Source organism: Streptomyces sp. UF-297 (assembly GCF_058245575.1).
This window is the reverse complement of record NZ_JBSIBZ010000011.1, coordinates 1-14756: the sequence shown is the minus strand read 5'-3', so window position 1 is coordinate 14756 and position 14756 is coordinate 1. Positions and strand designations below refer to the sequence as shown.

12 protein-coding genes are annotated in these 14756 nt (G+C 73.3%); 5 read left to right on the top strand and 7 right to left on the bottom strand.

What is annotated here, in order from left to right; translation table 11 throughout:
* Positions 1-174: 174 nt before the first annotated feature.
* A complete protein-coding gene (locus tag AC4IJH_RS09180; protein ID WP_490851074.1) occupies positions 175-2622 on the top strand; it encodes a DNA gyrase/topoisomerase IV subunit A in 2448 nt (815 codons plus the stop codon).
* A 3-nt stretch (positions 2623-2625) separates the two neighbouring features.
* Here AC4IJH_RS09180 and AC4IJH_RS09175 read toward each other — a convergent pair whose 3' ends face one another.
* Entirely contained in the window at positions 2626-3705 is a 1080-nt protein-coding gene (locus tag AC4IJH_RS09175; protein WP_490851073.1) for a CobW family GTP-binding protein, read from the bottom strand.
* A 28-nt stretch (positions 3706-3733) separates the two neighbouring features.
* Complete coding sequence (locus AC4IJH_RS09170) at positions 3734-4900, bottom strand: citrate synthase/methylcitrate synthase (RefSeq protein ID WP_490851072.1); 1167 nt, start codon at positions 4898-4900, stop codon at positions 3734-3736.
* 98 nt (positions 4901-4998) lie between these two features.
* Between AC4IJH_RS09170 and AC4IJH_RS09165 the strand changes: the two genes are divergently transcribed.
* The 4 genes from AC4IJH_RS09165 (at position 4999) to AC4IJH_RS09150 (ending at position 9730) form a co-directional block, all read left to right on the top strand.
* Complete coding sequence (locus AC4IJH_RS09165; RefSeq protein ID WP_490851071.1) at positions 4999-6276, top strand: citrate/2-methylcitrate synthase; 1278 nt, start codon at positions 4999-5001, stop codon at positions 6274-6276.
* Between the two features lie 52 nt (positions 6277-6328).
* Positions 6329-7243, top strand: a complete 915-nt coding sequence (locus AC4IJH_RS09160; protein WP_490851070.1) for a ferredoxin family protein — start codon at positions 6329-6331, stop codon at positions 7241-7243.
* A 79-nt stretch (positions 7244-7322) separates the two neighbouring features.
* Positions 7323-9059, top strand: a complete 1737-nt coding sequence (locus tag AC4IJH_RS09155) for a sensor histidine kinase (RefSeq protein WP_490851069.1) — start codon at positions 7323-7325, stop codon at positions 9057-9059.
* The gene (locus tag AC4IJH_RS09150; RefSeq protein WP_490851068.1) at positions 9056-9730 is read left to right on the top strand and encodes a DUF7342 family protein; all 675 of its coding nucleotides are present in this window, start codon (positions 9056-9058) and stop codon (positions 9728-9730) included. Before AC4IJH_RS09155 ends, AC4IJH_RS09150 begins: the two co-directional genes overlap by 4 nt.
* Before the next feature lie 35 nt (positions 9731-9765).
* On the opposite strand, the gene AC4IJH_RS09145 is transcribed toward AC4IJH_RS09150, so the two are convergent.
* From AC4IJH_RS09145 to AC4IJH_RS09125, 5 genes are all read right to left on the bottom strand, one after another.
* Positions 9766-11376, bottom strand: coding sequence for a solute symporter family protein (locus tag AC4IJH_RS09145; RefSeq protein ID WP_490851067.1), 1611 nt, complete (start codon positions 11374-11376; stop codon positions 9766-9768).
* Positions 11373-12065 carry a DUF485 domain-containing protein gene (locus tag AC4IJH_RS09140; RefSeq protein ID WP_490851066.1) on the bottom strand — a complete coding sequence of 231 codons (693 nt, stop codon included), beginning with the start codon at positions 12063-12065 and terminating at the stop codon, positions 11373-11375. The genes AC4IJH_RS09145 and AC4IJH_RS09140 overlap by 4 nt, the downstream gene beginning before the upstream one ends.
* Positions 12066-12178: 113 nt before the next feature.
* On the bottom strand, positions 12179-12853 hold the full coding sequence (locus AC4IJH_RS09135) for a response regulator transcription factor (RefSeq protein ID WP_490851065.1): 675 nt from the start codon (positions 12851-12853) through the stop codon (positions 12179-12181).
* Positions 12850-14016, bottom strand: a complete 1167-nt coding sequence (locus AC4IJH_RS09130) for a sensor histidine kinase (protein ID WP_490851064.1) — start codon at positions 14014-14016, stop codon at positions 12850-12852. Before AC4IJH_RS09130 ends, AC4IJH_RS09135 begins: the two co-directional genes overlap by 4 nt.
* Before the next feature lie 31 nt (positions 14017-14047).
* Positions 14048-14548, bottom strand: a complete 501-nt coding sequence (locus AC4IJH_RS09125; RefSeq protein ID WP_490851063.1) for a DUF1453 domain-containing protein — start codon at positions 14546-14548, stop codon at positions 14048-14050.
* Positions 14549-14756: the final 208 nt, after the last annotated feature.

Genomic DNA, 14756 nt, shown 5'->3' with positions numbered 1-14756 from the left:
GACCTTGGCGAAGTTCCCGGTCAAGCCCCTCCTTACGAGGGGAAGCCGCCCCGCGCCGCGCGGGGCGGGGAGGGTCGTGGTCGGCGTTGTCAGTGGGCCGGGCCACAATGGTGCGGACAGTGAAGCGTTGTTGAACCAGCATCGGCAGTTGAAGTAGAAGGAGCCGCAGCCGCGATGGCCCGCCGCAGCACGAAGACCCCGCCGCCGGACGACTTCGAGGAGAGGATCCTCGACATCGACGTCGTCGACGAGATGCAGGGTTCCTTCCTCGAGTACGCGTATTCGGTCATCTACTCCCGCGCCCTGCCGGACGCGCGCGACGGGCTCAAGCCCGTACAGCGCCGCATCCTGTTCCAGATGAACGAGATGGGGCTGCGGCCCGAGCGCGGCTACGTCAAGTGCGCCCGGGTCGTCGGCGAGGTGATGGGAAAGCTCCACCCGCACGGCGACGCGTCCATCTACGACGCCATGGTGCGCATGGCGCAGCCGTTCTCGATGCGGGTGCCGCTGGTCAACGGCCACGGCAACTTCGGCTCGCTGGGCAACGACGACCCGCCCGCCGCGATGCGTTACACCGAGGCCAAGATGGCCTCGGCGGCGTCCCTGATGACGGAGTCCATCGACGAGGACACCGTCGACTTCGCGCCCAACTACGACGGCCAGGAGCAGGAGCCGGTCACCCTGCCGGCGGCCTACCCCAACCTCCTGGTCAACGGCACCTCCGGCATCGCGGTCGGCATGGCCACGAACATGCCGCCGCACAACCTCGGCGAGGTCATCGCCGCGGCCCGCCATCTGATCAAGCACCCGGGCGCCGACCTCGACACCCTGATGCGGTTCGTGCCCGGCCCCGACCTGCCCACCGGCGGCCGGATCGTGGGCCTTTCGGGGGTGCGGGACGCCTACGAGACCGGGCGCGGCACCTTCAAGATCCGCGCGACGGTCGCGGTGGAGAGCGTCACGGCCCGCCGCAAGGGCCTGGTGGTGACCGAACTCCCCTTCGCGGTCGGCCCCGAGAAGGTCATCTCCAAGATCAAGGACCTGGTCGGTTCGAAGAAGCTCCAGGGCATCGCGGACGTCAAGGACCTGACCGACCGTGAGCACGGGCTGCGCCTGGTCATCGAGATCAAGAACGGCTTCAACCCGGAAGCCGTCCTGGAGCAGCTCTACAAGCTCACGCCCATGGAGGAGTCCTTCGGCATCAACAACGTCGCGCTGGTGGACGGCCAGCCGCTGACGCTGGGTCTGAAGGAGCTGCTGGAGGTCTATGTCGACCACCGCTTCGAGGTGGTGCGCCGGCGCAGCGAGTTCCGCCGCGGCAAGCGCCAGGACCGCCTCCACCTGGTCGAGGGCCTGCTGACCGCGCTGGTCGACATCGACGAGGTCATCCGCCTGATCCGCTCCAGCGAGAACAGCGCGCAGGCCAAGGAGCGGCTGATGGACCGCTTCTCCCTGAGCGAGACCCAGACCCAGTACATCCTCGACACCCCGCTGCGCCGGCTGACCAAGTTCGACCGGATCGAGCTGGAGTCGGAGCGCGACCGGCTCAAGGCGGAGATCGAGGAGCTGACCGCGATCCTCGAGTCGGACTCCGAGCTGCGCAAACTGGTCTCCGGCGAGCTGGCGGCGGTGGCCAAGAAGTACAGCACGGAGCGGCGTACGGTCCTGCTGGAGTCGGCGGGCGCGCCGGTGGCGGCGGTGCCGCTGGAGGTCGCCGACGACCCGTGCCGGGTGCTGCTGTCCTCCACGGGCCTGCTGGCGCGTACGGCCAACGGCGAGGTGTCCTTCGACGCCGAGGCCAAGCGGGCCAAGCACGACGTGATCGTCTCGGCGGTCCCGGCGACCATCCGCGGCGAGGTCGGCGCGGTGACCTCCGAGGGCCGGCTGCTGCGGATCTCGGTGGTGGATCTGCCGCAGCTGCCCGACACGGCCGCGGCGCCCAACCTCTCCGGCGGCGCCCAGATCTCGGAGTTCCTCTCCCTGCAGGACGGCGAGACGCTGGTGTGCCTGACCACGCTCGACGAGTCCTCGCCGGGCCTGGCGCTGGGCACCGAACAAGGTGTCGTCAAGCGCGTGGTGCCCGACTACCCCTCCAACAAGGACGAGTTGGAGGTGATCACGCTCAAGGACGGCGACCGCATCGTGGGCGCGGTCGAGCTGCGTACGGGCGAGGAGGACCTGGTCTTCATCACCAACGAGGCGCAGCTGCTGCGCTATCAGGCCTCGCAGGTGCGCCCGCAGGGCCGCCCGGCGGGCGGGATGGCGGGCATCAAGCTCGGCCCGGGCGCGAAGGTGATCTCCTTCACGGCCGTCGACCCGGCGTCCGACGCCGTGGTGTTCACGGTCGCCGGCTCGCACGGCACCCTCGACGACTCGGTCGCCACCGCCAAGCTGACGCCCTTCGACCAGTACCCGCGCAAGGGCCGGGCCACCGGCGGCGTGCGCTGCCAGCGGTTCCTCAAGGGCGAGGACTGCCTCACCCTGGCCTGGGCGGGGGCCACACCGGTGCGGGCCGCGGACGCCAAGGGCGCGCCGGTCTCGCTGCCGGAGCCGGACCCGCGCCGCGACGGCTCGGGCCTGCCGCTGGCCAAGCCGGTCGCGTCGCTGGCCGGGCCCGTATAACGCTCACTCCTGCTGTTCCTCGGGGGACGGCACGTACCGCAGGACGCCCCACATGCTGTGCTCGGGGGCGTCCTGCGGTGTGCTGTCCCGGCAGTTCTCCAGCTCCTTGCGCAGCGCGGCCGCGTCGATCCCGCTGCCGATCATGACGAGCTGGGTGCGGCGCTCCTCTCCCTGCGGCCAGGGCGAGGGGTAGAAGCGCAGGAAGCGGCCGACCGCGTGCAGGGTGTAGCGGTTGCGCGCGTCGTGCGCCCCGAAGTCGACGAACCCCTTGATGCGGTAGAGGCCCTCGGGCCTGGCGTCCAGGAAGTCCAGCAGCCGCCGCGGGTGCAGCGGCTCCTGCGCGGTGAAGTCGACGCTCTCGTAGGCGGCGTGCAGATGGCCGTCGTGACCGTTGTGGTCGTGCTCCTCGTGCCCGTGCTCGCCCTCCAGGTCGCGCAGGTCGTCGAAGGAGAGCTGGCCGATGCGCTCGGCGGTGGGCCGGCGGTCGAAGAGCAGCTCGGTGTCGATGCGCCCGTACGCCGAGGGCACCAGCGCCGCCCCGTCCGCCAGGGAGGCGACCGTGGCGCGGACGCGCTCGCGCTCGGCGTCGCCGACCCGGTCCGTCTTGTTGAGCACCACCAGGTCGGCGAGCGCCAGATGCCGGTCGGTCTCCGGGTGCCGCTCGCGGGTGGCGTCGAACTCCGCGGCGTCCACGACCTGGACCAGCCCCCCGTACACGATGGAGGGGTTGTCGCTGGCCAGCAGCATCCGTACGAGCTCCTGCGGCTCGGCGAGCCCGCTGGCCTCGATGACGATCACGTCCAGGCCGACGGAGGGCCGGGTGAGCTTGTCCAGGTAGGCGTCCAGCTCGCTGCCGTCCACCGCGCAGCACAGGCAGCCGTTGCCCAGCGACACCGTCGAGCCGACCTGGCCCGCGACCGACATCGCGTCGATCTCGATCGAGCCGAAGTCATTGACGATCACGCCGATACGGGTGCCCCCGCTGTGCCGCAGCAGGTGGTTGAGCAGGGTCGTCTTGCCCGATCCCAGGAAACCGGCGAGGACGACGACCGGGATCTGCTGGGCGGTCGGCTTGCTGGCCAAGGGGGCGCCTCCATCGTTGTGTGCTCGTTCAGCCCTCCGCGGCGGGGACCGGCTCCGGCGCGGGCGGGCCCACGTAGCGGGCCGCCGGCCGGATGATCTTCGAGTCCGCCGCCTGCTCCAGGATATTGGCGCTCCATCCGACCACGCGGGCCGCACAGAAGGTGGGCGTGAACATCTCGCGCGCCAGCCCGCACAGCTCCATGACCACACCCGCGTAGAACTCCACGTTGATGTGCAGCTCGCGGCCCGGCTTGAGCTCGGCGAGGATCGCCTCGGCCCGCTCCTCGACCTGGACGGCGAAGTCCACCAGCGGCCCGCCGAAGGACTCGGCGACGGCGCGCAGCATCTGCGAGCGCGGGTCCTTCGTGCGGTAGACGGGGTGCCCGAAGCCCATGATCCGCTCGCCCGCCAGCACCTGCTGACGCAGCCAGTGGTCGATACGGTCCGGGCTGCCGATCGCGTCCAGGGTGTCCAGGGCCCGGCTGGGGGCGCCGCCGTGCAGCGGCCCGGAGAGCGCGCCGATCGCGCCGACCAGGCAGGCCGCGAGGTCGGCGCCGGTGGAGGCGATCACCCGCGAGGTGAAGGTCGAGGCGTTGAAGCCGTGGTCGACGGTGGAGATCAGATAGCGCTCGACGGCGCGGACCTGCTCGGCCCCGGGCGTGGAACCGGTGAGCATGTAGAGGTAGTTGGCGGCGTGCGGCAGGTCCTCGCGCGGCTCGACGGGCTCCAGGCCGCGGCCGATGCGGTGCAGCGCGGCCAGCAGGGTGGGGACGGCGGCGCAGGCGGCGAGCGCGTCGGCGCGGCGGGTGGCGGGGTCGATGTCGTACAGGGGCCGGAATCCGGCGTGCGCGCCGAAGAGGGAGAGCACGGTGCGCAGGCCGGCGAGCGGTCCGGCCAGGGCGGTGGCGCGGGCGATGCCGGGCAGCGCGTCGCGTACGGCGTCCGGCAGCCGGCGCAGTCGCGCGGTCTCGGCGGCGAAGGCGGCCCGCTGCCCGGCGTCCGGCAGTTCGCCGTGGAACATCAGATGCCATACGTCCTCGAACGTACGGGTCCCGGCAAGCTCCACCGCGGAGTACTGGCGGTAGTGGTAGAAGCCCTCGCGGCCCCGTACGTCGCCCAGTTCGGTCTCGGTGACGATGACGCCCGCGAGCCCGCGGGGTGCCTCGATCGGTGCGTTCGCCGCTGCGATCGCCATGACGGTCCTCCTCTTGCTTCCTCAAAGTTGATTCGACTGTCTATGCTTGACTCAATCCTTGTCAATGTTGATTGAATCAATATGGATACGGTGGAGTCATGGCGGAACACCAGGACCGGGAAGCTGCCGCACGGCCCGGCTCTCCCAAAGCGGCCGAGCGGCTCACCACCCGGCAGGCGGCCGAACGCCTCGGCGTGAAACCCGAGACGGTCTACGCGTACGTCAGCCGCGGCCAGCTCACCAGCAGGCGCGAAGCGGGCAGCCGGGGCAGCACCTTCGACCCCGAGGAGATCGACGCGCTCGCCCGGCGCGGCGGCGGGCGCCGCGAACCCACCTTCGGCGGCAGCGAGTTGGCCGTCCGCACGGGCATCACCCTCATCGAGGGCGGCCGCTGCTACTTCCGCGGCGTGGACACCGTCGAACTCGCCGCCCGCTTCGGCTACGAGGAGGTCGCCGACTGGCTGTGGACGGGCACCCTGCGCCCGGGCATCACCTTCACCGCCCCCGAGGAAGCGCTGTCCGCCGCCCGCCGGGCCGTACAGGCACTGCCCGCGCACAGCGGACCGATGGACCGGCTGCGGGTGGCCGTCATCGCGGCGGCCGCCGCCGACCCGCTCCGCTTCGACCTGCGCGAAGAGGCCGTCCTGGACACGGCCCGCAGCCTGATCCCCACCCTCGTCGACGCCCTCCCCACCGCCGGGCACACCCCCGGCGGCCGCCTCCCGCTGGCCCGCCGCCTGTGGTCACGCCTGTCCGGCGAGCAGCCCGACGAGGCCTGTCAGCGCGTACTGGACGCGGCACTCGTCCTGCTCATCGACCACGACCTGGCCGCCTCCACCCTCGCGGTACGCGTCGCCGCCTCCGCCCGCGCCCACCCCTACGCGGTGGTCTCGGCCGGCTTCGGCGCACTGGACGGCCCGCTGCACGGCGCCGCGAGCGGACTGGTCCACCGGATGCTGCTGGAGGTCCTCCAGCGCGGCAGCGCGGCCGCGGTCGTGGCCGACCACCTGCGGGCCGGGCGCCGGGTGCCCGGCCTCGGCCACCCCCTCTACACCGGCGAAGACCCGCGCGCCCGCGCCCTGTTCGCGCTGCTGGAGGACCTGCCGCGGGCCCGCCCCGCGCTCGCCGCCGCCCGCGACGTGGTCACCACCACCGCCCGCCACGCCCCCCTGCACGCCAACGTCGATCTCGCCCTGGCCGTTTTGACCGTCTCCTGCGGCATGCCGGCCGAGGCGGGCGAGACGGTCTTCGCGGTGGCCCGCAGCGCCGGCTGGATCGCGCACGCCCTGGAGGAGTACGAGGAGCGCCCGATGCGGATGCGCCCCATCGGCCAGTACACCGGCCCGCGGCCGCCGCGGCCGCTGCCCGGGGAGTGAAGCGGGGCCATCGCCCCGCCCACCAGGCACGGAGCAGGTTAGGCTCGCCTGTGTGAGCACCTGCGCAACCGCCTCCCGTGAAGCGGCCGAACCCGTCGCCGGGACCGCGGCCACCGCCCGCACCTGGCTCCTGGTCGAGCAGACCGGGCCGTGGGGCGCGCGGGCGCTGACCGACAGCCATCTCGACCCGCGCACCGGCCGGGCGCTGGAAGCGGCCACGGAGGGCACGGGAGTGCGCGTCGCGCTGATCCGCAGGCCCGGACGGCACGCCGACTGCCACGGCACGGCCACCCGCCGCGTCTTCGTCGCGCACACCGCCCCGGGGCGCTCCTGGATCCGTACGACCCAGGTCACCGACCCCGAGGAGCTGCTCGGGCTGGACCACCGGGCGCTGGGGCGCGGCGAGCACGCGGACCTGTGGGAGCCCTACGAGGGCGACCCGCCGGTGCTGGTGTGCACCAACGGCAAGCGGGACCGCTGCTGCGCGCTCCTGGGCCGGCCGCTGGCCGCCGAGCTCGCCGCCGACGGGGCCGAGGTGTGGGAGGTCACCCACATCGGCGGGCACCGCTTCTCCCCCACGCTCTTCGTCCTGCCCTACGGCTACGCCTACGGGCGGGCCTCCGCACATCTGGTCAAGGACGCCGTGGAGGCGGCCCGCGCGGGCCGGGTCCGGCTCGGCCACTGCCGGGGGCGCTCCACCTGGGGACGCCCGGCCCAGGCCGCCGACCTCGCCGTCCGTGAACTGACCGGCGAGGAGCGGGCGGACGCGCTGGACGTCGTCGGCGAGGAGGTACGCACCCGGGGCGCCGTACCGTCGTGGGCCGTCACCGTCGCGCACCTGGACGGGCGGCGCTGGCAGGTCGTGGTCGAGCAGCGGGCCGACGGCGCCCCGGCGCCCGCCAGCTGCGGCACGGTGCCGCTGCCCCCGGCGCGGATGGCCGTGGCCTTGGTCCGCCCGCTCGTCTGACCGGGCGCCTTTCTCCCGCCGCACAGCCGGTCCGTACCGATTACCGGGCGCGGCACGGGCCCGCTTACTGTTCGTGGGTATGAGCGAGAGGGAAGGCACCGGCGGCGCCCGCTCCCAGGACCGCACGGCAGCGGCACGGCGCCGCGGCCCTCGGCGGCTGGGCTGGCCGCGGCGCGTCTTCTCCCAGGTGCTGATGGTGCAGCTGGCCATCGCCACCGGCGTCACCGCCCTGGCCACCGGCCTCTTCCTCGCCCCGCTCAGCGCCGAACTGGACGACCAGGCGATGCGCAGGGCCCTGGCCATCGCCCAGACCACCGCGGCCGAGTCGCACCTGGACGAGGCCCTGGCGCGCTCCCGGCCCAGCCGCCACGGCCCCGTACAGACCGAGGCCGAGCGGATCCGCCGCGCCACCGGCGCCGAGTACGTCGTGGTCATGGACGAGCGGGGGGTGCGCTTCTCGCACACCGACCCGGGCCAGATCGGGCTGCGCGTCTCCACCGACCCCAGCGCCGCCCTCTCCGGCCAGCAGGTCATGCAGATCGACGAGGGCACGCTCGGCCGCTCGGCGCGCGGCAAGGTCCCGCTGCGCGACGACACGGGCCGCATCGTGGGCGCGGTCTCGGTCGGCATCGCGTACGAGAGCGTGCAGCAGCGGCTGCTGTCCACGGTGCCCGAGTTGCTGGCGTACGCGGGCGGCGCGCTCGCCATCGGCGCCCTGGCCGCCTATCTGGTGGCCCGCCGCCTCCAGCGCCGCACCCACGACCTGGCCTTCTCCGACATCTCCGCCCTCCTGGCCGAGCGCGAGGCGATGCTGCACGGCATCCGTGAGGGCTTCATCGCGCTGGACGCGCACGGCAGGATCCGGCTGATGAACGACGAGGCGCAGCGGCTGCTGGAGCTGCGCGGCCAGGACACCGGGCGCCCCCTGGAGGAGGTGCTGCCCCCGGGCCGTACCACCGCCGTCCTCAGCGGCCGGGTCCCCGGCGCCGACCTGCTGACCGTCAGCGGGGCGCGCGTCCTGGTCGTCAACCGCATGCCCACCGATGACGGCGGGGCCGTGGTCACCCTGCGCGACCGCACCGAACTGGAGCGCCTGGGGCGCGAGTTGGACGGCACCCGCGGGCTGATCGACGCGCTGCGCGCCCAGGACCACGAGCACGCCAACCGGCTGCACACCCTGCTCGGGCTGCTCGAACTGGGCCTGTACGACGAGGCCGTGGACTTCGTGACGCAGGCCGTGGGCGTGCACCGGGCCACCGCCGAGCAGGTCACCGAGCGCATCCACGACCCGCTGCCCGCCGCCCTCCTGGTCGGCAAGGCCACGGTCGCCACCGAGCGCGGGGTGTCGCTGCGCATCTCGCCCGCCACCCATCTGCCCGACCGGCTGGTCGACCCGCACGGCCTGGTCACGGTGCTGGGCAACCTCGTCGACAACGCCCTGGACGCCACGGCGGGCGGGCGCGACGCGCTGGTGGAAGTGGAGGTGCGCACCGAGGGCCGTACCGCCGTCGTACGGGTCTGCGACAACGGCCCCGGGGTACCCGCGGCCCGGCGTGCGCAGATCTTCACCGAGGGCTGGACCACCAAGGACCCGCCCGCGCACGGCCGGCGAGGCATCGGTCTGGCGCTGGTACGGCGGCTGGCCGAGCGCTACGGAGGCAGCGCCGAGGTCGGCGAACGGCCCGGCGGCGGCGCGCAGTTCACCGTGACGCTGCCCGAGGCGCTGACCGATGCCCCGCCGGCCGCGGCCGCTTCCCCGGCCGGGCCTTCGCCCACCCCGCAGGACCCTGAGAACACCCCGGGAGCACCCCGATGATCGACGTACTGGTCGTGGACGACGACACCAGAGTCGCCGAGATCAACGCCGCTTATGTCGCCAAGGTCGCCGGCTTCCGCGTCACCTGTCTGGCCCACTCCGCCGCCGAGGCCCTGACCGCTCTGGAGAGCCATCCCGTCGACCTGATCCTCCTGGACCACTACCTTCCCGACGGGACCGGCCTGCAGCTCGTGGCCCGGCTGCGCCGGGACGGTCTGCACACCGACGTGATCATGGTGACGGCGGCCCGTGACATCGCGACCGTGCAGGCCGCCATGCGGCACGGCGCCCTGCAGTACCTGGTCAAACCGTTCACCTTCGCCGGGCTGCGCTCCAAGCTGGAGGGGTACGCGGCGCTGCGCCGCACCTTCGAGGGCGGCGGGCAGGCCGAACAGTCCGAAGTGGACCGGATCTTCGGCGCGTTGAGCGCCGCCACCGCCGGGCCCGCCGAGCTGCCCAAGGGCCACTCCACGGCCACCGCCGACCGGGTGCGCTCGGTACTGCGCTCCGCCGAGGCGCCGCTGTCGGCGCAGGAGGTCGCGGGCCAGGCGGGCCTGAGCCGGCAGACCGCCCAGCGCTATCTCAAGCTGCTGGAGCGCGCCGGACGCGTCCGCCTCACGCTCAAGTACGGCGAGACGGGCCGCCCCGAGCACCGCTACGAGTGGGTCTGACGGCCCTGCCCGCCCCGGCCCGGCCCGTACCGCCCTCAGGCCGCCCCGGCCCCCGTCAGCGCCCTGACCTCCGTCTCGGCGTGCTTGGCGGCGTCCGGTGGCTCCGGTGAGGTGACCGTGCCCAGCCAGCCCATCAGGAAGCCGAGCGGGATGGAGACCACGCCGGGGTTCTGCAGCGGGAAGAGGTGGAAGTCCAGGCCGGAGAAGAGCGCGTCCGGGGCGCCGGAGACGATGGGCGAGAAGACGACCAGGAGGACCGCGGGGACCAGGCCCCCGTAGACCGACCAGATCGCTCCCCGGGTCGTGAAGCGGCGCCAGAACAGGGAGTACAGCAGGACGGGGAGGTTGGCGGAGGCGGCGACCGCGAAGGCCAGGCCGACCAGGAAGGCGATGTTCAGCCCCTGGGCGAGCAGGGCGAGTCCGATGGAGACGACGCCGATGCCGACGGCCGCGCAGCGCGCGACGGTGACCTCATGGTGACGGGTGGGATGCTTGGTGCTGCCCGCCCGCCGGCGCGCCAGCGACGCGTACAGGTCGTGGGCCACCGAGGCCGAGGAGGCGAGCGTGATCCCGGCGACCACGGCCAGGATGGTGGCGAAGGCGACCGCCGCGACAATGGCGAAGAGAACCGTTCCGCCGGTCGAAGAAGCCCCGCCTCCCAGCTCCATCGCCAGCAGCGGCACCGCGGTGTTGCCCGTCGGGTTGGCGGCGCGTACGGCATCGCTGCCCAGCACCGCCGCGGCGCCGAATCCCAGCACGATCGTCATCAGGTAGAAGCCGCCGATCAGCCCGATGGACCAGACGACCGAGCGGCGGGCGGCGCGCGCGGTGGGCACGGTGTAGAAGCGCGAGAGGATGTGCGGCAGCCCGGCGGTCCCCAGGACCAGGGCCAGGCCGAGGCTGATGAAGTCCAGCCGGGACGTCCAGCTGCCGCCGTACTTCAGGCCGGGAGCGAGGAAGTCCGCGCCGTGGCCGCTGCGTTGGGCGGCGGTGCTCAGCAGCGCGTTCAGGTCACCGCCGAAGCGCACCAGGACCAGGACGGTCAGCGCGATCGCCCCGCCGAGCAGGAGGACGGCCTTGACGATCTGGATCCAGGTCGTGGCCCGCATCCCGCCGAAGGCGACATAGACGACCATCAGCGCGCCGACGCCGATCACCATCCAGGCGCGGGCCTGCTCGCTCGTACCGCCCAGCAGCAGGGCGACCAGGCTGCCCGCGCCGACCATCTGCGCGACGAGGTAGAGCACGGAGACGGTCACGGAGGCCGCGCCCGCCGCGATACGGACCGGGCGCTCGCGCATCCGGGCCGCCACGACGTCGGCGAGGGTGAACCGGCCGCAGTTGCGGACGAGTTCGGCGACCAGGAACAGGACCAGCAGCCAGGCGACGAGAAAGCCCTCCAGATAGAGCAGGCCGTCGTAGCCGACCAGGGCGATCAGGCCGGAGACGCCGAGGAAGGAGGCGGCGGACATGTAGTCGCCCGCGATGGCGAAACCGTTCTCCATGGGGGAAAAGAGCCGTCCGCCCGCGTAGAACTCCTCCGGGGAGCCGTGCCTGCGGCGGCTGACCCAAGTCGTGATGGCCAGGGTGAGCAGGACGAACGCGCTGAACAGCAGCAGCGCGAGGGTCTGGTGATGCCCCGTCACCGGAGGTTTCCTCCCGTCAGCTCCTGGGTCTCCCAGCGGATGTCGAGCGCGGCGCGGTCCCTGCGCAGCCGGGCGTTACGCGCATAGGCCCAGGTCAGCAGGAAGGTCGTGGCGAACTGCCCGAGCCCGGCCAGCAGGGCCACGTTCAGCGAACCGATCACGCGGTACGCCATCAGCGCGGGCGCCATCGTGGCCAGGAGTACGTAGCCGAGGTACCAGGTCAAGAACAGGGCGGTGGCGGGCACCACGAATCTGAGATAGCGGCGGCGCACCTCCTGGAAGGCGGCGCTGCGCTGGACCGCCAGATAGACCGCGGCGTGCACGGAGTCGTCCTGGCCGCCGTGCCCGGCGGAGCCAGGGGGGCGTTCCCGGGCGGCCACGGGCTCCGCTCCTTCCGTACGCGCCGACGGCAAGGAGGCTTGTCCGAGCGGCAGTTGATCTCCCCCGGCAGGGTCCGGCTCGTCCTGTACGTCAGCCCACCTCGGCGGGGTGAACGCGCGCTCCTGGCCTTCCTCGCGGGCCCGCTCCTGGTGCCGCCCCGGGTCCGGTGCCCCGCGCGCCGACGCGCCCGCCTCCTGTGGTGCCTCGTCGGCCACTTCTCCCCATCCCGAGGCGAGGGCGTCGTACCAAGGGTCGTCGAGCCGCGCGGCCCCGGCCCCGCCGGCCCCGCCGGCGTCCTGCTTGTCCACCGAACTCTCCTTGTTCCACGGCCCCGTTGGTCCTCTACGGACCCATTGGCCGTGCGCCCAAGGATGGACAGAAGGGAAAGATCCCGGACTCTTCCCCCGAAACCTTCACCCCATCAGGTGATGGCCGTTCCGGGCGGTTGTGCGAGTCCGTGCCGGTAGGCGTAGCGGATCGCCTGGGCGCGGTCGCGGACCCCGGCCTTGGCGAAGAGGTTGTTGATGTGGGTCTTCACCGTCGCGGTGGAGACGTGCAGCGCCCGGGCGATCTCCGGGTTGGTGAGCCCCTCGGCGACCAGCCGCAGCACCTCGGCCTCCCGCGCGGTCAGCCCGTCCGGCGGCCCGGCGGGCGGCTCCTGAACGGCCCGTACCGGTTCGGCGATCCGCTCCAGCAGCCGGCGCTGCACCGTGGGCGAGAGCCCGGCCTGGCCCGACATCACGTCCTCGACGGCCCGCAGGATCTCCTCCCCGCCCGCGTCCTTGGTCAGATAGCCGCGGGCACCGGCCTGGAGCGCGGAAAAGAGCGAGTCGTCGTCGGCGTAGGTCGTCAGCACCACGACCTGGGTACCTGGGTGCTCGGCCCGGATACGGCGGGTCGCCTCCACCCCGTCGCAGCGCGGCATCCGCAGGTCCATCAGCACGACGTCCGGGTCCAGTTCGGCGACCAGCCGGACCGCCTCCTCGCCGTCCCCCGCCGCCCCCACCACCTCGATGCCGGGCAGCAGCCCCAGCAGCATCACAATTCCCTCGCGCACCACGGTCTGGTCGTCGGCGACCACCACTCGCGCCGTCACGCGGGCACCCGCAACCGCACCACGAAACCCTCCTCGTCGGGCCCGGACTCCAGCGTTCCGCCGAGCAGTTCGGCGCGCTCCCGCATCCCCAGCAGACCGTACCCGGACCCGGCACCGGCCAGCTCCCCCGTCCCGGCCCGCCCGCCCGAGTCCCGCACCACGAGCCCCACTTCCCCGTGGGCGTACTCCAGCCGTACGCACACCCGCGCGCCCGGCGCGTGCTTGCGCACATTGGTCAGCGCCTCCTGCGCGGCCCTGCGCACCGCGAGACCGGCCTCGGCGGGCAGCTCGCGCCGCTCCCCCGCCACCTCCAGACGCGCCCCCTCGGCGGCCGTCAGCTCCCGCAGGAACTCCTCCACCGGGGTCATCTCGCCCCGCAGCGCCGAGAGCGCCTGCCGCGTCCCCTCCAGCCCCTCCCTGGCCATCGCGCGCGCCGCCACCACCCGCTCCAGGATCCGCTCGCGCTCGGCCTCCAGGTCCGTGCTGCGCCCGATCATCAGCCGGGCCGCCTCCAGGTGCACGAGCTGGGCGCTGAGGCTGTGGGCGAGCACGTCGTGGATCTCGCGGGCGATCCTGCCGCGCTCGGCGAGCGCCGCCGTCTCGGCCTCGGCCTTGCGGGCCGCCCGCTCCTGGGCGAGCAGCCGCTGGGCGTTGCCGCGCGCCTCGGCGTCCAGCCGCAGCACGTACCCGCCCAGGGCCAGCCCGGCGGCGGTCACGGACGTGGCCAGCCAGGCGTCGCTGTTGACGATCGCGTACGCGCCCAGGCCGAGCGCCGCGCACGGCACCCCGGCGGCCAGCGGCATCCGCTCCATGGCGGTGAGGGCGCAGGCGCACCACAGAACCAGGGCGGGGATGCGCGCACCGGCCGCGTGGAAGGCGAACGCCCCCGCCTGCAACAGCAGGATCAGACCGGCCGACGGCCACAGCCGGTGCCGCAGCGTCATGTGGAAGTACAGCCGAAGAACGACCGCGGCGGCGCCGATCCCGGCGATGCCGGCCGCGATGCCCCAGCCCCTGAGCTGCCCCTGGGCGATGGTGCTCCACAGCAGGGCGACGGCCACCACCGCCCGTACGCCACGGCCGATCCACAGCCTGGACGCGCTCAGCCCGTCGCGGGACAGAGCCTCCCGCAGGGGCCAGCTCGTCCAGGTGTCCATCTGCACACGGGGTCCTTCCAGCGCCTGGCCGGCGGGCTCACCCACCGACGGGAACACGGTACGTCGGGCTCTGCGCCCCGAGCATGCGGGACCTGAACACCACCCCTCCCGACCGGGCCAGCAAGGTGACCGCCACGCCCAGCAACGCGGCCCCGCTCCCCAGACGGACCCCGGCCGCCGCCGTGACGCCGTACAGGGCGACGCGCACGCCCATCCCCACGACCAGCACCACGGCCGTCACCGCACGGCCCCTGGTCCACACCGAGCCGTCCGGCTCGGCCCATATTCGGGTGGTCCACGCCCAGGCGGCGCCGGCGGCCAGCCCCACCGCCAGCTGGAGGGCCAGCAGCGCGGCGGACGCGGTGTGATGGGCGGGGTCCAGCAGCTGCCCCGACTGCCGCAGCGCCACGGCCGCCAGGACGGCGGGCAGCACCCACCAGCGCTTGGTGTCCGAGGTGAGCCGCTGCGGCCTGAACTGCCGTACGAGCACCAGCCCGACGACCGCGACGATCACGAGAACTTCCGGCACACCACCCATGACCCGGGCCTCCGTGGGACGAGCGACAGCGGGGAACGCTGTCGGCGACGAGAATTTCCGACACCCCTGACGCTACGGAGAGCAACGGGTGCGGCGGATCGGCGCCAGGGTGGGCCCGAGGTGGAAAAACAGCCGGGGGGGGGGGGGGGGGGGGGGGGGGGGGGGGGGGGGGGGGGGGGGGGGGGGGGGGGGGGGGGGGGGGGGGGGG